This is a genomic window from Streptomyces sp. DSM 106670 (assembly GCF_055792845.1).
On record NZ_CM147704.1, the window covers coordinates 454,043 to 469,874 of the forward strand.

A 15,832-nucleotide genomic window follows, 5' to 3' on the forward strand; every position below is an offset into this window, starting at 1 on the left:
CGCGTGATCAGGCGGGGGCGGTACGGCACTCCGGGTGACCCCAGCCGTTGGGGTTCTTCGCGATCGGCTCCTTGGCCGCGTACGGCTTTCCGCAGTGGCACCGGCCCGCGAAGCGCGCCTTGATCGTGCCGGTGGACCGTCCGCTCCGGGACGCACCCGTGGAGCCGCGCTCCTTGGCGCCGCCCGCAGCGCCGGACGCCTCCGCGCGCCCCTTCGTGGACCGCGCGGGCGCGGGCACCGGCAGAGCCGTGGCGCCGTGCGCCGTACCGGCCGGCCGCTGGGTCACGGCGGCTTCGCTGGCGGCCTGGTCGGCGAGCGCGTTGAGCGGGTCGCCGTTCACCTGGTGCGCGGGAACGTAGCGGAACGTCACCGAGCGGTCGGCGAGCAGGGCGTCGATGCGGGTGACCAGCTCACGGTTGGCGACGGGCTTGCCGCCGGAGGTCTTCCAGCCGTTGCGCTTCCAGCCCGGCAGCCACTTGGTCACGGCGTTCATGGCGTACTGCGAGTCCATCCGCACCTCGATACGCACCGCCGGATCGGTGGACTCCAGCAGCTCCGCCAGGGCGGTGAGCTCGGCGACGTTGTTCGTCGCGGTGCCGAGCGGACCGGCCTCCCAGCGCACCGGTTCGCCCTGCGCGTCGGCGGCGACCCACGCCCAGGCGGCCGGTCCCGGATTTCCCTTCGACGCCCCGTCACACGCGGCGATGATGCTCTCGTTCATCCCCCGATCATGCCAGCCCGGCATGACCGCTCCGACCGGCCGCGAGGGCGCCCGGCCATCCGCTCAGGGCACGATCGAGTCCACGTAACCGCCGTCGACGCGCACGGCCGCCCCGGTCGTCGCCGAGGCCTGCGCGGAGCTCAGGTAGACGACCATGTTGGCGATCTCCTCGGGCTCGATGAGCCGCTGGATCAAGGACTGCGGGCGGTGCAGCCGCATGAACGCGCGCTGCGCCTCGTCCCAGGGCAGCTCCCTGTCGACGAGCTCGTACACGAAGTCCTCCACGCCGCCGGTGTGCGTGGGTCCGGCGATCACGGAGTTCACCGTCACGCCCGTACCGGCGGCCTCCTTCGCGAAGCCCCGGGAGACGGCGAGCAGCGCGGTCTTCGACATGCCGTAGTGGATCATCTCGGCGGGGATCACGATCGCGGAGTCGCTGGCGATGTTCAGCACCCGGCCCCAGCCCTGCCCGGTCATGCCCGGCAGATAGTGCCGGATCAGCCGGACGGCGCTGAGGACGTTCGTGTCGAAGTACGTCCGCCACTCCGCGTCGGTGATCTCCAGCGGCGGCCTGGATCCGAAGATGCCGAGATTGTTGACCAGGACGTCGGCCGTGGGCACGGCCGCGTACAGCAGCTCGGCGCCCTCCTCGGCGGTCAGGTCGCAGGCCACCGTCACCACGGACGCGTCCGCGACCGCCGCGCGCAGGGTCGCCGCCGCCTCGTCCAGCCGGTCCGCGTTCCGTCCGGTGAGGACGACCTCGGCGCCGGCTTCGGCCAGCCCGGTCGCGATGGCGAGGCCGATGCCCTGCGAGGAGCCGGTCACCACCGCGTTCTTGCCCGTCAGATCGATGCGCACGCCACTTCTCCCCTGGTCTGTTCGTCCGTCGCCGGTACCGGCCCCCGGGTCCGCGGGGCCTTTCGCCTCCCAGGCTCGCACCGTCGCCCCGCGTCCGCTTGACCTCAACCATCGTTGAGGTCTTAGCGTTCCGAATGAACCCGGGGCCGCACGGCCGACAGGGTCCGCAGCCGTCGGCCATCCGCAGGCCATCAGAGTTCGGAGTGCCCCATGGACATGGAAGTCACCGCGTGGCATTCGCTGCACAGCGCGATGAACGCCCAGCAGGACCGCCGGCCGTTCTCCCGGGCTGCGTTGCGCCGCATCATGCTCTTCGCCCGGCCGCACCGGCGGCGGATCTACCGCTTCCTGCTGCTGAGCGTCCTCACCGCGCTGCTCGCGGTGGCCACCCCGGTGCTGGCCGGAAAGGTCGTCGACGCGATCGTGAACGGCGAGGACACCGGTACGGTCACCCGGCTGGCCCTGCTCATCGCGCTCATCGCCGTCGTCGAGGCCGGTCTCGGTCTGCTCACCCGCTGGCTGTCGTCGACGCTGGGCGAGGGCCTGATCCTGGATCTGCGCACCGCCGTCTTCGACCATGTGCAGAAGATGCCGGTGGCCTTCTTCACCCGGACCCGGACCGGCGCCCTGGTCAGCCGGCTCAACAACGATGTGATCGGCGCGCAACGGGCCTTCAGCAACACGCTCTCCGGCGTCGTCTCCAACCTCGTCACGCTGCTGCTGACGCTCGCGGTGATGCTCACGATCTCCTGGCAGATCACCCTGCTCTCGCTGGTGCTGCTCCCGGTGTTCGTCGTACCGGCCCGCCGGATGGGCGTCAGGATGGCCGGGCTCCAGCGGGAGGCTGCCGACCACAACGCCGCGATGGGCACCCAGATGACCGAGCGGTTCTCCGCCCCCGGCGCGACACTCGTCAAGCTCTTCGGGCGGCCCTCCGACGAGTCCGCCGAGTTCGCCGCCCGCGCCGACCGGGTGCGTGACATCGGCATCCGTACGGCGATGGCCCAGTCGGCGTTCATCACCGCCCTCACCCTGGTCTCCGCCCTGGCGCTGGCCCTGGTCTACGGACTCGGCGGCTTCTACGCCCTGCGCGGCACCCTGGAGCCGGGGGCCGTGGTGGCGCTGGCGCTGCTGCTGACCCGGCTGTACGCACCGCTCACCGCGCTGGCCGGGGCGCGGGTCGAGGTGATGAGCGCGCTCGTCAGCTTCGAGCGGGTCTTCGAGATCCTGGATCTCAAGCCGCTGATCGAACAGAAGCCGGACGCCCGGACGGTGCCGGAGGGCCCGGTCTCCGTGGAGTTCGACCGGGTCTCCTTCGGCTACCCCACCGCAGAGAAGGTCTCGCTCGCCTCGTTGGAGGAGGTCGCCACGCTCGACGACCGGGGCGGCTCGCCGGTCCTGCACGATGTCTCCTTCCGCGCCGAACCGGGCCAGATGATCGCCCTGGTGGGCTCGTCCGGCGCGGGCAAGTCGACGATCGCACAGCTGCTGCCCCGGCTGTACGACGCGGACGCCGGTTCCGTACGGCTGAACGGTGTCGACGTACGCGATCTGAGCGCCGACTCGATCCGGGACACGCTCGGCATGGTCACCCAGGACGGGCACCTCTTCCACGAGTCGGTGCGGGCCAACCTGCTGCTCGCCCGGCCCGACGCCTCCGAGGACGACATCTGGGACGCGCTGCGCCGCTCGCGGCTCGACGGGCTGATCGCCTCGCTGCCGGACGGGCTCGACACGGTGGTGGGCGAGCGCGGCTACCGGCTCTCCGGCGGGGAGCGCCAGCGGCTCACCATCGCCCGGCTGCTGCTGGCCCGTCAGCGGGTCGTGATCCTCGACGAGGCGACCGCGCACCTCGACTCCACCTCGGAGGCCGCCGTCCAGGAGGCGCTGACCGAAGCGCTGGCGGGCCGGACCGCCCTGGTGATCGCCCACCGGCTCTCGACCGTACGGGCGGCCGACCGGATCCTGGTCGTGGAGGCGGGCCGGGTCGTCGAGAACGGCACCCACACCGAGCTGCTGGCGGCCGGCGGGCGGTACGAGCAGCTGTACCGCACCCAGTTCGAGCGGCCGTCGTCGGACGAGCAGCGACAGGTCCAGCCGGTCTGCTGACCCGGCGCGCCCGCACCCACCCCCGTACACACGGAGCGCGCTGACGCCGTCCGGCCGATGAGATCCGGCCGGACGGCGTCAGCGCGTGCCGATGCGGGTGAGGGACGGCCGCTCCGCGGTACGCAGCCGGCGCAGCGCGTGGCCGCCGCACCGGCGCCACTCCTTCGGCGACACCCGCGGACGGTGCCCGCCGTTGGTGACGAGCGCGTTCACCGACGTCATCGGGTCCGCCGCCATGGTCTTGGCCAGCAGCACGCCGACCACGAGCGGGAGCAGCGTGACGGCCAGGGCGGAACCGGCGGTCGTGACGTGCTGGATACGGGGGTGGCGCGGCGCTTCGGAGGTCATACGGCCATCGAACAGCAGCCCGCGGTCCGGAACATCGGGGAACGTACTCAGGGGTGCGGGCCCGGCATACTCAGGCGCTCCCCGGGGGACGCTCACAGCGGCCGGGCAGATGGCTCCCGGCCGGCAGCCGGAGCACGGAAGGACCGCCTCGATGGGTGACAGCCAGGGACGTGTGGGCGAGGGTCACGGAAGTCCTGCCGCGGCGGTGTTCGACGCGCTGGGCGCGGAGTACGAACTGGCCTTCGCCTCCTCGGACGCCCACCGCGCGTCGCTGGAGAGACTGCTGGCGGACCTCGCGCCGGGGAGCCGGGTGCTGGACGTGGGCAGCGGGACGGGCCGGCCCACCGCGCGGACCCTGGCGGACGCGGGCCACCGGGTGCTGGGCGTGGATGTGTCGCCGGTGATGACCGCGCTGGCGGCCCGGCAGGTGCCGGGGGCCGAGTTCCGGTGTGCGGACATCCGTGATCTCCCGCTGGCCGAGGGCGAGTTCGACGCGGTCTGTGTGTACTTCTCGCTGCTGCAGCTGTCGCGCGGGGAGCAGGGCGAGCTGCTGGAGCGGCTCGTCCGGGCGCTGCGGCCCAGCGGGCTGCTGGCCGTCGCGACGGTGCCGGTGGACGTCGCGGACGTCGACGCGGTGTTCATGGGTCAGCCGGTGCGGGTGTCCAGCTTCGGGGCCGAGGAGTTCACCGCGCTGACCGAGCGGGCGGGCGTCTTTGTGGAGTGGTCGCACAGCGCGCTGTTCACTCCGGACCACCCGGCGGGCGCACCCGAGCCGCATCTGTTTCTGCACGGCCGCCGCAACTGACGGCGCAGCCTTCCCACACGGCACGCCTTGACCATTGGCGATCACAAAGAACAAGCCGAATGAATGACAAGGATGGCGCATTCGCGTTCCTTCACAAGAAGGTAATGCGATAGCAAAGTTCTGGTCTATATGCTCAGCTGTAGTCGTATCCGCGAGGAGCGACCGGAGTGGGTCTCATGACGGCTGCCATCCGGCATACCGCGAGGTGAGACACCTCCCCCATTCCGAACATCCATACGGATACAAACAGCGCATTCGTCAATATGACCCGACCACACCGCTCCCCGGCACCGCCGGATGCAGGAGGCAGGCCACCATGCAGTCCCTCGTAGACCACGCCCGGACATTCACCGAGCACGTCGCCGCGAACGCAAAGGATTTCGAACGTCTCGCGGACGGCCAGACCCCCGAAGCACTCTTCGTCACGTGTTCCGATTCACGTGTCGTCCCCTCACTGTTCACCGGCGCCCGCCCGGGACAGCTCTTCGAACTCCGCACCGCCGGAAACATCGTGCCGCGCTATCCGGCGCAGGACCGGCCCACCGGTGAGGCCGCGACCATCGAGTACGCACTGCGCATGCTCCAGGTGCGCGACATCATCGTGTGCGGGCACTCCCACTGCGGCGCGGTGGGCGCCGTGTTCCGCGGCGACGACCTCTCCGCCATGCCCGCCGTCCGCCACTGGCTGGAGCACTCCACGGACGGCAGGGATCCGGCGGCGGACCCCGCCGATCTCCCCGGGGCGATCCAGGCCCACGCCCTCGCCCAGCTCGACACCCTGCGCGGCTACCCCGCGGTGCGCGAGCGCCTCGCCGAGGGCTCCCTCGGCCTGCACGCCTGGTACTACGAGGTGGACACCGGTTCCATCAGTGTTCACCGGCCGGAGCGCGGGACCGAGTTCGCCCGCCTCTGACGGCTTCCCTCCCCCCACCCTCACGTGCCCGGCCCCGGCCGGGTGCGACCGTACCCACAAGGGAAGCCACCGTGATTTCCGCGAAGGAACTCAAGAACCCCCACGTCGTACGACGCGACCTGCTGGCGTCACTCGTCGTCTTCCTGGTCGCGCTGCCACTGTGCGTCGGCGTCGCCGTCGCCTCCGGAGTGCCGGCCGAACTGGGCCTGGTCACCGGCATCGTCGGCGGGCTCGTCGTCGGCTTTCTGCCGGGCAGCAAACTCCAGGTCAGCGGACCCGCCGCCGGACTCACCGTGCTCGTCTTCGAGGCGGTCAAGGAATTCGGGCTCAGCACGCTCGGCCCGATCGTGCTGGCCGCCGGGCTGCTCCAGGTGGTGCTGGGCCTGGCCCGCTTCGGCCGCTGGTTCCGCGCCATCTCCGTCTCCGTGGTGCAGGGCATGCTCGCCGGCATCGGCCTGATCATCATTCTCGGCCAGGTGTACGCCATGGCCGACACCGAACAGCCGGGCAGCGGGCTCGCCAAACTGGCCGGACTCCCCGGTCTCGCCGCCGAGATCGTCACCGACCAGGAGGCGCTGACCGCCTTCGGTCTCGGCGCCGGAACGATCGCCGTGCTCCTGCTGTGGCCGAGACTCCCGGCCACCGTACGCATCGTCCCCGCGCCACTGGCCGCGGTCGCGCTCGCCACCGCCGTCGCCTCCCTGGCCGGGCTGCGGCCCGCGGTGGCCGATGTGAACGGACTGCTGCACGCCATCGACCTGCCCGGCGGGGCGGAGTTCGGCCGGCTCGCCGATGTGGCGGTCATCGGCACCGTGCTGGCCTTCGCTCTCATCGCCTCGGCCGAGAGCCTGTTCAGCGCGGCGGCCATCGACCGGATGCACGACGGACCCCGTACCGACTACGACAAGGAGCTGGTGGCTCAAGGCGTCGGCAACACCATCTGCGGGGCGCTCGGGGCCCTGCCGATGACCGCGGTCATCGTCCGCAGCGCCGCCAACGTCCAGGCCGGGGCGACCACCGCGCTCTCCCGGATCGCCCACGGTCTGTGGCTGCTGCTCTTCGCGGCGCTGCTGCCCGCCGCCGTCGGGATCATCCCGCTGGCCGCCCTCGCCGGGATCCTCGTGCACGCCGGGTGCAAGCTGGTGCCCGCCAAGGAGTTCGGCCCGCTGTGGCGCGAACACCGGGGCGAGGCGGTGCTGTTGGCGATCACCGCGATCGCCATCGTGGTGACCAACCTCTTCGAGGGGGTCGTGCTCGGTCTGCTGCTGGCCGTGGTCAAGTCGGCCTGGGAGACCTCGCACGTACAGCTCACCACCCACGAGCTCACCGGCGGCCGGGTCGTGGTGACCCTCACCGGCAATGCCACCTTCCTGCGACTGCCCCGCATCCTGGAGCAGTTGGAACAGCTCCCGCAGGATCAGCCCATAGAGCTGGACCTGACCGGGCTGCGCCATCTCGACCACGCCTGCCGGGTCGCCCTGGAGAACTGGGCGCGCCGGCACAACAACGCGGAGATCGAGCCGGTGACGATCCGCCGGTAGAGACGGTCCAGGCGGCGAGCAGACGCAGCGAGTGGCGGCACCGATTCCGGTGCCGCCACAAAGCCACCGGATCAGGCGGCCTGCGCCAGTAGTTCGGCGCGGCCGAAGAGGAGCGCGTAGCCGGGCGGCAGCTGGGCGACGATCCGGGCGACGAGGTCGTCGCCGACCACTGAGGCGATCTGGCTGAGGACGACGCCGGCGTCCCACCGCGCGGTCGCCGGAGTGCCTCCGGTCCGCTCGGCGAGATCGCGGACGAAGGCGGCTCCGGAGCACTGCCGCACCGCCGGGACTTCGGCGGTGAAGACCAGCGCGGCCTCTCTGGACAGTGCGGCGGCGAGCGCGACACGTTCGTCGCCGGTGACCTGACGGCCGAGCGCGCCCAGTACCGCGCGGAGGCTCTCCTCGGCGCGTTCGCGCGTCGGATAGGCGCCCTCGTAGCGGATCTTCTCCAGCAGACGGCCGGTCGTCGTACCCTCCGGTGCGCCGGTCTTCCGAGGTTCGTGGATCATCGTGACGGCAGTCCTTCTCGTCGGTGGGGACGGGCGGCGAGGTGGATCACGTCAGGTGTCCCTCGCCCGCCCGCCGAAGAACACGTCGTAGTCGGGAGGCAGTTGAAGCGGGATGCGCCGGGTGGGTTCCTCGCCGGCCGCGTCCGCGACGACGCCGAGGACGGCGGCCGGTTCGGCCCGTTCCCTGCCGACCAGGTGTGCGCCGAGGAGGGCCAGGACGACGCGCGCGGCGCGTTCGGCCTCCGTCCGCGTCCCGTACTCGCCGCGTTCCCGGACCCGGTCCAGGAACGACTCCCATCGCAGCGTCATCTCGGCTGCCCCCTCGAACGGTGTGGGCGGGAGCCGGGACCGGGGAAGAGGGGGAGATCCGTCCCGGCCCTCGCCGCTTTCACGGGCGGACCTCGGTCAGCCCTTGATCTGCTTGCGCCGGGACTCCCCGCCGATGGCGATCTTCCGCGGCTTGGCGCGCTCGGCGATCGGGATACGCAGGGTCAGCACACCCGCGTCGTAGTCGGCGTCGATGTGTTCGGTGTCGAGCGTGTCCGCGAGGACGATCTGCCGGGAGAAGGCGCCGAGCGGACGCTCGGAGAGCTCCATCTGCACGCGATCGGCGTTCGCCGCGGGCCGACGCTCGGCCTTGACGGTCAGCATGTTCCGCTCGACGTCGATGTCGATCGCGTCCGGCGAAACCCCGGGGAGATCGAATGCGACCACGTACTCGTCGCCCTCGCGGTACGCGTCCATCGGCATCGCCGAAGGCCGCGACCAGGTGCCGGGGCGCAGGAGTTGCTCGGAGATCCGGTCGAGTTCACGGAAGGGGTCGGTACGCATCAGCATGACGGAAACACCTCCAGTCGATCGGGCGGACAGCCCGTGCTTTTCACCTGGCACCGTTGTAGCATGTCATCCATTCGATGACAACAGACCATGTCACCGAAAGGACGACAGAATCCCCGAGAGTGCCAAGGAGACCCCGTGCCCGCATCAGCCCACCCCGAACGGCCCGACCGCCCCGCGCCGGACGCCATCACCTTCCTCGCGGCGTCGGCGGCTCTCAAGGCCATCGACGAGGCGGTCCGTGACGCGCATGCCGGCACCGGTGACGCGACCGGCTCCGCACCGGACACCGAGCGAGCCCAGGCCCTGGCCTCGCTCCAGCTGTTGCGCGAGGTGCGGGAGCAACTCGCGGGCTGGGAGACCGGACTGATCGAGACGGCCCGAGCGGCGGGAGCGAGCTGGGCCGACCTCGCCGACCCGCTGGGCGTCGCCAGCCGGCAGGCCGCCGAGCGACGCTATCTGCGGCTGCGCCCCGGCTCCGCGGGCAGCACCGGCGAGCAGCGGGTCCAGGCGACCCGAGACCGCCGGGCGGGGGACCGGTCGATCACCACCTGGGCCCGGGAGAACGCAGCGGACCTGCGGTCCCTTGCCGGACAGATCACCGCACTGGCCGACCTCCCCAGCTCGGCGGACGGCTCGCTGGACCGGCTCCGCCAGGCGCTCGGGACCGACGACGCCGCCGCCCTGGTCACCCCCCTCGGCGCACTCCATCCTCATCTCGCGCCGGGTCACCGGCAATTGGCGGACCGCGTCGATTCACTCACCCGCCACGCCGGTCGGCTGCGCGAGGACACGGCCAACCGGAGGCGGAGCGGATGAACCGCACCGCCGTACGGCGGTGGCCACGGCGACGCCCGCGCCCGCGATTACGGCTTGCGGGCGACCAGGCCCCACTGGTCGACCGACACCGCGTCCTCCTCCTCGGGCCGCCAGCGGTCGATCGGGACGAAGCCGGGTTCGACCAGCTCCAGCCCCTCGGCGCAGCCGGTGATCTCCTCCGGTTCCCGGACGAGGTAGGGCGGGTTGTCGCCCGACGCGTACGCCTCCTGGGCCGCCAGCGTCTGCGGGGTCTTCACCGTGTCGCAGAGCACCAGATAGCTCCCCGAGGGCATCCGGGCCAGATACCGCTGGACGACCTCGATGCCCTCGGCCGGAACGAGGTGTCCGAGGGTCGAGAGCAGGAGCACGGCGACGGGCCGGGACAGGTCGAGCGTCTTCGCCGCCTCGTCCACCACCGTGTCCGTCGCGGACAGATCGGCGTCCACATAGGCCGTGCGGCCCTCCGGTGCGCTGGTCAGAAGCGCCTCGGCGTGGGCGAGGACGATCGGGTCGTTGTCCACGTAGACGATCCGCGAGTCGGGCGCGATGCTCTGCGCCACCTCATGGGTGCTGTTCGCCACCGGCAGCCCGGTCCCGACGTCCAGGAACTGGCGCACTCCCGCCGAGGCGAGGTAGCGGATCGCGCGGATCTGGAAGGCGCGCGAGGCGCGGGCGATGTCGACCATCTGCGGGTAGGCCGCGCTCACCACCTCGGCCAGCTCCCGGTCCACCGGATAGTGGTCCTTGCCGCCCAGCCACGCGTTCCAGACGCGCGCCGAGTGGGGAACGTCGGACCGGATGCTGCGGCGGAATTCTTCGTCGTCGACGCTCATCTCTCTCCTCTACTCGCTGTCCGTGCACGGCCGTTGACCGGATTCGCACTGGTCGGGGCCCTGGTGGCGACCGTACCCCGCCGTTCGACGGCACGCGGTGGAGACGAGGCCGCGGCGCTCGTCCGTCCGGCTCAGCCGGCATGGCGCGGCGCGACCCACACCGCCCCGCCTGTTGTCACTCTACGTATCATGATCGTGACCATCGGTACACAGGTGAGGGCGTCCGCTGCGGGCGGCCGTCCCGACAGAGATCCGGAGTCCACCATGTTCCCGATTCCCGCCATGAAGCGCCTTCTCACCGTTCTGGCCCTGGCCGGGGCCGTATCGGGCCTCGCCACGGCTCCGGCGGCCGCCCGGCAGGCCGAGGCCCTCGGTCAGTGCTCGGTGAGCGCCAGCAACCCGATGCACACCGGCAACTACGTCTGGGCCGAGGCTCCGTGGAACTGTTCCACGCTGCCGCCGGACGGCGGCGCGAAGATCTATCTGAAACTCTTCCGTGACGGCGAACTGGTGAAGTCCGCCGAGTTCTGGCAGGGCGGCGCCTTCAACTTCGTCTACTCGACCGGCGTCCCCTGTGTCGGTGGCACGCACACGTACCAGGTGCGGACGCACGGCTGGGACAGCGACCACATCAGCTACGACGCGTGGAGCCAGGAGATCTCACTCGGCTGCTGAGCGCGGGAACGGTCCGGGTCGGCCGGGGCCCGGACCGGATCCGCCCGTGCGACGGGATACGCGTACGGGATGACATGCGCCGTCGCCGTATGCGTCTCAGGTCGCACACGGTTGCGACGTGAGCGCGATGCGGCGGGCCGCCGGCCGGCCGGACGATGTCCGCATGAACGATCCGACCGCGGGGCTGCCGTTGTCCGCCCCGGAAGCCCTCACCGTGCTCGGCGCCCTTGTCCTGGTGGCGGCCCGCTGGCTCCCCGGCCGGCTGCGCGGACCGGCCGCGCTCGCCGCCGGAGCGTTGCTGGCGGGATCGGTGACCGTCCTCGTCATGACGGGGCTCCGCTGGCAGCTGGTCCCGGTGGTCGTCGCGGCGGCCGTCGTCGGCGCCTTCCTGCTCGCACCGGTGTCGGCCCGGCGCGCCGGCCGCACACCGTGGCGGGCCCGGTGGTGGCTGGCGGTGCCGGGCTCGGTGGTGTGCGCCGCGCTGATCGCGGCGGGGCCGGTGTCCGTATGGACGTTTCCGGTGCCGGACTTCCCCGCGCCGACGGGAGACTTCCCGGTGGGCACGGAGGCGCTGGAGTGGTCCGCGCGCCCCGCCGGAGCAGGCCCGGACGCGGAGCCGCGCCCGCTCGTGGTGCAGCTCTGGTACCCGGCGGGCCGGAGCGGTCCGGACGCCGGGCGGGCGCGGTACCTCGGACGTACGGAGGCGGAGGCGCGTACGGTCTCCTCGGCGCTGGCGGACTACGCGAGGGTTCCCGGTTTCCTGCTCGACTCCCTGCCGCGCGCCCGGAGCCACGCGGTGCCGGGTGCGCCGGTGGCGGACGGCGGCGGGCGCTTCCCGGTGGTGGTGTTCTCGCCCGGGCTCGGCGGTGTGCGCACCCAGAACACCGCCTGGGCGGAGGAACTGGCCTCCCACGGCTATGTCGTGGCGGCCGTCGACCATCCGTACGACTCCGCCGCCGTGGTCCTGTCGGACGGGCGGACCCTCCGTACCCGGGTATCGGCCACCGGCGACCGGGCGAAGGACCGGGCGTCGGCCGAGGAGTGGACCCGGACGCGCGCCGGTGATCTGCGGGCGGTGCTCAGCCGGCTGGAGCGGCTGGACCGGGGCCCGGGCGAAGGGCCGCTGGCCGGGCGGATCGACACCGGGCGGGTCGCGGCGGCCGGGCACTCGCTCGGCGGCGCGGCCGCGTTGCGGGCGGCCCGTCAGGACCGCCGGTTCGACGCGGTCGTCGATCTGGACGGCTTTCCGCACGGGCCCGTCGGCGATCGTTTCGAGCAGCCCGTGCTGGCCCTGACCCAGGAGATCGGACCGGGGGCCGACCCGGACTATCTGCCCCGGCTGACCCGGGTGCTGGAGCTCAGCGACACGGCGGGTTACCGGCTGACCGTGCCCGGGGCCGCACACCTCACCTTCACCGACGCCCCGCTCTTTCTGCCGCCGGTGCCCGGCGTCATCGGCTCCCTGGGCCGCACGGAAGGCCACCGCATCACGGCCGGGGCGACCCGGTCCTTCCTGGACGCCACCCTGCGCGGCACCGCCGTCGATCTGCCGGCCGCGCTCTCCTCGTACGGGGAGGTGACGGTGCACCGGCCGGAGGGCGCCGGCTGAACCGGCCCGCCGCGCGGGTACGCGCTCAGGCGTCCGGGGCCGCGGGCGCCACCGGTTCGTTGAGCTTCCCGAACGGCACATGCACGCTCGGGGTGGTCCGCGAGGTGCTCTCCAGGTGGCCCTGCTGATCGTCGAAGAAGATGTGCGGCTTCAGGATCTTCATGATCCGGCCCTTGTCGATGCCGCCGAGGAAGAACGCGTCGTTGACGGTCACGCCCCAGCCCTTGAGGCTCTGCACCGCACGCTCGTGCGCGGGCGCGTTGCGTGCCGTGACGATGGAGACGTGCAGACGGGTCCGGTAGTCGGGGTTCTTCCGGCGCTCCTGCTCCTCGCACTGCTGGATCCGGTTCACGTTCGCCAGGAAGTCCCGCAGCGGTCCGGCGTCGTGCGGAACCCCGGCGTGGGTGACCTCGTGGGCGCGGAACTTCTCGATGCCGCCCTCCTGGAACACCTGCTCCGACGCGTCCGTGGCCAGGACCCCGTCGAAGTCGAAGGAGATCCGCAGGTCGTGGTCGTCCGCGTCGTCCTCGTAGGGGGCGCCCAGGACATGTCCGGCGGGCAGCCCGGTGGCGACCGCGTCCCGGACGTCCTGTTCGTTCGCCGACAGGAACAGGGACATGTTGAGGGCGGGCATGAACCGGTGGGGCGAGCGGCCCTGCGTGAAGATCGCCCGGCTGATGGGCAGCCCGTGGCCTTCTATGGAGCGCATGACCCGCAGTCCGGTGTCGGGGTCGTTGCGGGACAGGACGATGACCTCGACCAGCGGGTCGTTCACCTCGCCCAGGTCGTTCAGCGACAGCAGACGCCGGATGAAGGGGAACGCGGTGCCCGGTCGGAGCCGGTCGCCGACGTGCTGCTCCTGGTAGGCGCGGTAGCCCTCCTCGCCCTGTTCCCGGAAGACGGCGTCCGACTCGGTCAGGTCGAAGAGAGCGCTGGACGCGATCCCGATGACCAGCCGGTCGGCCAGTTCGTAGTGCACGGCACCCCCTCCGGTCGGCACCGTGCCGACGCGCCCCAACTATCGCACCGCCGCACGGCTGTTCGCGCACGGGCCACCTTCCTCTTTACTGGCCGGTAGACATCTATGCGACGCAGGTCACACTCCTCTACCGTCGGGGCACTGCCCCGGCCCCTCCACATCGGTGAGCCGCCGACCGGGCCCGGGCAACCCGTCTCCCGCCCCAGGAGGTTCCATGCCACCCCCCACCACCCGCCGCTCCCGGCGCAGGCTCCCCGTCGCGGTGCTCGCCGCCGCCCTCGGGGCGGTCACCCTCGGCGCCCCCTCCCCCGCCACCGCTTCGGGCACCGCCGACGACGGGGACTATCTCGTCGGGCGCGGCATCGCCGATGTCACGGGCGAGGCCGCCGAGACCGGGATGATGGGCTACTCCAGCTTCGACCAGAAGACCTCGGGCATCCATCAGCGGCAGCGGTCGCGCGCCTTCGTCGTCGTCGACCGGTCGAGCGGCAAGCGCGTGGTGTACGTCAACGCCGACCTCGCGATGATCTTCCAGTCCGTCCAGCAGGGGGTCATCGCCCGGCTCAAGGAGCGTTACGGAAGCCTGTACGACGAGGAGAACGTCCTGCTGTCGGCCACCCACACCCACTCGGGGCCCGGCGGACACTCCCACCACGTCGCCTACAACCTCTCCGTCCTCGGCTTCCAGAAGGAGACCTACCGGGCGATCGTCGACGGCATCACGGACTCCGTCGCGAAGGCCCACGAGGACCTGAAGCCCGGCACGATGAGCCTGGGCACGGGGACGCTCACCAACGCCAGCGTCAACCGCTCCCGGGAGGCGTTCGACCGCAACCCGGCGGCCGACCGGGCGGCCTTCCCCGACGCGATCGACCCGGCGATGACCGTGCTGCGCTTCAAGCAGGGCGACAAGGACGCGGGCGCGATCAGCTGGTTCGCCACCCACAACACCTCGATCACCAACAAGAACACGCTCATCAGCCCGGACAACAAGGGGTACGCCTCCTACGCCTGGGAGCACGACCACGAGGGCGTGCGCTATCTCGACGACACCCCGGGGTTCGTCGCGGCCTTCCCCAACACCAACGCCGGCGACATGTCGCCGAACCTCAACCTCAAGCCCGGATCCGGGCCCACCGAGGACGAGTTCGAGAACACGCGCATCATCGGTGAGCGGCAGCTCGACAAGGCCCGCGAGATCTACGACGCCGCCCGGCCGGTGGCCGGCGGCGTCGACTCCAGGCTCGCCTACGTCGACATGGAGAACGTGACCGTACGCCCGGAGTACACCCCGGACGGCAAGGAGCACCGCACCTGCCCCGCCGTCGTGGGCGCGTCCACGCTGGCCGGCAGCGTCGAGGACGGCCCGGCGATCCCCGGTTTCGAGGAGGGCACCCGCACTCCGGTCGCGGGCATCATCGACGCGCTGCGCATCGACACCCCGTCCTGGCTGCAGACCTGCCAGTACCCGAAGGCGAGCCTGATCCCGACCGGCCTGCTGAGCAACGTCCACCCGGTCACCCCGAAGATCCTGCCGCTGCAGATCATGAAGATCGGCGAGCTGCATCTGGTGGCCGCCCCGGGCGAGTTCACGATCACCTCCGGTCTGCGCGTGCGCCGCACGGTGGCCGAGCGGCTGGGCGTCCCGCTGGACCGCGTCCTGCTCCAGGGGTACGCCAACGCCTACAGCCAGTACGTCACGACGCCGGAGGAGTACGACACCCAGAACTACGAGGGCGGCTCCACGCTGTACGGCCGCTACACCCTGCCCGCCTACCAACAGGAGTACGACCGGATCGCGACGTCCCTGCGCGAGGGCACCGACCCGGAGCGGGGCACGGCGCCGCCGGACGAGTCGGCGCGGCAGTTCACCTTCCAGACGGGGGTCGTGTACGACAACCCGCCCTCGGGCAAGGCGTTCGGCGGGGTCCTGAAGGCCCCGGAGGCCTCGTATGCGCGCGGCTCCACCGCGACCGTCGAGTTCGCGACCGGGCACCCGAAGAACAACGTCCGCCGGGGCTCCACCTTCCTGGAGGTGCAGCGGCTGGAGAACGGCTCCTGGAAGCGGGTGCTGGACGACGGTGACTGGGAGACCACCTACCGCTGGAGCAGGCTCAACGGGCTGACCGGCACCTCGAAGGCCACGATCACCTGGGACATTGCGGCGGACACCGCGCCCGGCAGCTACCGGATCGTGCACCACGGGGACGCGAAGAACCTGCTGGGCAGGATCACGCCGTTCACCGGGGCGACGGGCGCCTTCACGGTCGGCTAGG

16 protein-coding genes are annotated in these 15,832 nt (G+C 71.6%); 8 read left to right on the forward strand and 8 right to left on the reverse strand.

Going from position 1 to position 15,832, the window contains the following annotated elements; translation table 11 throughout:
* Nucleotides 1-7: 7 nt before the first annotated feature.
* Complete coding sequence (locus ACSMXR_RS01905; RefSeq protein ID WP_473171068.1) at nucleotides 8-721, reverse strand: ribonuclease H family protein; 714 nt, start codon at nucleotides 719-721, stop codon at nucleotides 8-10.
* Nucleotides 722-784: 63 nt separating this feature from the next.
* Nucleotides 785-1,579 carry an SDR family NAD(P)-dependent oxidoreductase gene (locus ACSMXR_RS01910; RefSeq protein WP_218527072.1) on the reverse strand — a complete coding sequence of 265 codons (795 nt, stop codon included), beginning with the start codon at nucleotides 1,577-1,579 and terminating at the stop codon, nucleotides 785-787.
* A 210-nt stretch (nucleotides 1,580-1,789) separates the two neighbouring features.
* Here ACSMXR_RS01910 and ACSMXR_RS01915 point away from each other — a divergent pair, with 210 nt between their 5' ends.
* Nucleotides 1,790-3,688 carry an ABC transporter ATP-binding protein gene (locus ACSMXR_RS01915; RefSeq protein ID WP_473171069.1) on the forward strand — a complete coding sequence of 633 codons (1,899 nt, stop codon included), beginning with the start codon at nucleotides 1,790-1,792 and terminating at the stop codon, nucleotides 3,686-3,688.
* Nucleotides 3,689-3,766: 78 nt separating this feature from the next.
* On the opposite strand, the gene ACSMXR_RS01920 is transcribed toward ACSMXR_RS01915, so the two are convergent.
* Nucleotides 3,767-4,036 carry a hypothetical protein gene (locus ACSMXR_RS01920; RefSeq protein ID WP_030082335.1) on the reverse strand — a complete coding sequence of 90 codons (270 nt, stop codon included), beginning with the start codon at nucleotides 4,034-4,036 and terminating at the stop codon, nucleotides 3,767-3,769.
* Nucleotides 4,037-4,187: 151 nt separating this feature from the next.
* Here ACSMXR_RS01920 and ACSMXR_RS01925 point away from each other — a divergent pair, with 151 nt between their 5' ends.
* The 3 genes from ACSMXR_RS01925 (at nucleotide 4,188) to ACSMXR_RS01935 (ending at nucleotide 7,295) form a co-directional block, all read left to right on the forward strand.
* On the forward strand, nucleotides 4,188-4,841 hold the full coding sequence (locus tag ACSMXR_RS01925; protein ID WP_473171070.1) for a class I SAM-dependent methyltransferase: 654 nt from the start codon (nucleotides 4,188-4,190) through the stop codon (nucleotides 4,839-4,841).
* A 316-nt stretch (nucleotides 4,842-5,157) separates the two neighbouring features.
* Nucleotides 5,158-5,754, forward strand: coding sequence for a carbonic anhydrase (locus ACSMXR_RS01930; RefSeq protein WP_030082330.1), 597 nt, complete (start codon nucleotides 5,158-5,160; stop codon nucleotides 5,752-5,754).
* Nucleotides 5,755-5,825: 71 nt separating this feature from the next.
* Entirely contained in the window at nucleotides 5,826-7,295 is a 1,470-nt protein-coding gene (locus ACSMXR_RS01935; RefSeq protein ID WP_137230812.1) for a SulP family inorganic anion transporter, read from the forward strand.
* Between the two features lie 71 nt (nucleotides 7,296-7,366).
* On the opposite strand, the gene ACSMXR_RS01940 is transcribed toward ACSMXR_RS01935, so the two are convergent.
* From ACSMXR_RS01940 to ACSMXR_RS01950, 3 genes are all read right to left on the reverse strand, one after another.
* A complete protein-coding gene (locus ACSMXR_RS01940; protein ID WP_473171071.1) occupies nucleotides 7,367-7,804 on the reverse strand; it encodes a DUF2267 domain-containing protein in 438 nt (145 codons plus the stop codon).
* 51 nt (nucleotides 7,805-7,855) lie between these two features.
* Nucleotides 7,856-8,113 (reverse strand): DUF2267 domain-containing protein, encoded by a 258-nt coding sequence (locus tag ACSMXR_RS01945; protein WP_473171072.1) that lies wholly within the window; start codon nucleotides 8,111-8,113, stop codon nucleotides 7,856-7,858.
* Between the two features lie 96 nt (nucleotides 8,114-8,209).
* Nucleotides 8,210-8,641, reverse strand: a complete 432-nt coding sequence (locus ACSMXR_RS01950) for an Hsp20/alpha crystallin family protein (RefSeq protein ID WP_473171073.1) — start codon at nucleotides 8,639-8,641, stop codon at nucleotides 8,210-8,212.
* 138 nt (nucleotides 8,642-8,779) lie between these two features.
* Between ACSMXR_RS01950 and ACSMXR_RS01955 the strand changes: the two genes are divergently transcribed.
* Nucleotides 8,780-9,460, forward strand: a complete 681-nt coding sequence (locus ACSMXR_RS01955; protein ID WP_030630155.1) for a hypothetical protein — start codon at nucleotides 8,780-8,782, stop codon at nucleotides 9,458-9,460.
* Between the two features lie 47 nt (nucleotides 9,461-9,507).
* On the opposite strand, the gene ACSMXR_RS01960 is transcribed toward ACSMXR_RS01955, so the two are convergent.
* The gene (locus ACSMXR_RS01960) at nucleotides 9,508-10,293 is read right to left on the reverse strand and encodes an SAM-dependent methyltransferase (RefSeq protein WP_381856187.1); all 786 of its coding nucleotides are present in this window, start codon (nucleotides 10,291-10,293) and stop codon (nucleotides 9,508-9,510) included.
* Nucleotides 10,294-10,575: 282 nt separating this feature from the next.
* Between ACSMXR_RS01960 and ACSMXR_RS01965 the strand changes: the two genes are divergently transcribed.
* Nucleotides 10,576-10,968 carry a hypothetical protein gene (locus tag ACSMXR_RS01965; protein ID WP_137230806.1) on the forward strand — a complete coding sequence of 131 codons (393 nt, stop codon included), beginning with the start codon at nucleotides 10,576-10,578 and terminating at the stop codon, nucleotides 10,966-10,968.
* 163 nt (nucleotides 10,969-11,131) lie between these two features.
* On the forward strand, nucleotides 11,132-12,577 hold the full coding sequence (locus tag ACSMXR_RS01970) for an alpha/beta hydrolase family protein (RefSeq protein ID WP_473171074.1): 1,446 nt from the start codon (nucleotides 11,132-11,134) through the stop codon (nucleotides 12,575-12,577).
* A 25-nt stretch (nucleotides 12,578-12,602) separates the two neighbouring features.
* Here ACSMXR_RS01970 and ACSMXR_RS01975 read toward each other — a convergent pair whose 3' ends face one another.
* Complete coding sequence (locus tag ACSMXR_RS01975; protein ID WP_137230802.1) at nucleotides 12,603-13,556, reverse strand: 5'-nucleotidase; 954 nt, start codon at nucleotides 13,554-13,556, stop codon at nucleotides 12,603-12,605.
* A 214-nt stretch (nucleotides 13,557-13,770) separates the two neighbouring features.
* Between ACSMXR_RS01975 and ACSMXR_RS01980 the strand changes: the two genes are divergently transcribed.
* A complete protein-coding gene (locus ACSMXR_RS01980; RefSeq protein ID WP_473171075.1) occupies nucleotides 13,771-15,831 on the forward strand; it encodes a neutral/alkaline ceramidase in 2,061 nt (686 codons plus the stop codon).
* Nucleotide 15,832: the final 1 nt, after the last annotated feature.

Bases quoted from the DNA above. Each gene is read 5' to 3' on its own strand.
- ACSMXR_RS01905 (WP_473171068.1), bottom strand. From the start codon at position 721: ATGAACGAGAGCATCATCGCCGCGTGTGACGGGGCGTCGAAGGGAAAT.
- ACSMXR_RS01915 (WP_473171069.1), top strand. From the start codon at position 1,790: ATGGACATGGAAGTCACCGCGTGGCATTCGCTGCACAGCGCGATGAAC.
- ACSMXR_RS01920 (WP_030082335.1), bottom strand. From the start codon at position 4,036: ATGACCTCCGAAGCGCCGCGCCACCCCCGTATCCAGCACGTCACGACC.
- ACSMXR_RS01925 (WP_473171070.1), top strand. From the start codon at position 4,188: ATGGGTGACAGCCAGGGACGTGTGGGCGAGGGTCACGGAAGTCCTGCC.
- ACSMXR_RS01930 (WP_030082330.1), top strand. From the start codon at position 5,158: ATGCAGTCCCTCGTAGACCACGCCCGGACATTCACCGAGCACGTCGCC.
- ACSMXR_RS01940 (WP_473171071.1), bottom strand. From the start codon at position 7,804: ATGATCCACGAACCTCGGAAGACCGGCGCACCGGAGGGTACGACGACC.
- ACSMXR_RS01945 (WP_473171072.1), bottom strand. From the start codon at position 8,113: ATGACGCTGCGATGGGAGTCGTTCCTGGACCGGGTCCGGGAACGCGGC.
- ACSMXR_RS01950 (WP_473171073.1), bottom strand. From the start codon at position 8,641: ATGCTGATGCGTACCGACCCCTTCCGTGAACTCGACCGGATCTCCGAG.
- ACSMXR_RS01960 (WP_381856187.1), bottom strand. From the start codon at position 10,293: ATGAGCGTCGACGACGAAGAATTCCGCCGCAGCATCCGGTCCGACGTT.
- ACSMXR_RS01965 (WP_137230806.1), top strand. From the start codon at position 10,576: ATGAAGCGCCTTCTCACCGTTCTGGCCCTGGCCGGGGCCGTATCGGGC.
- ACSMXR_RS01970 (WP_473171074.1), top strand. From the start codon at position 11,132: ATGAACGATCCGACCGCGGGGCTGCCGTTGTCCGCCCCGGAAGCCCTC.
- ACSMXR_RS01980 (WP_473171075.1), top strand. From the start codon at position 13,771: ATGCCACCCCCCACCACCCGCCGCTCCCGGCGCAGGCTCCCCGTCGCG.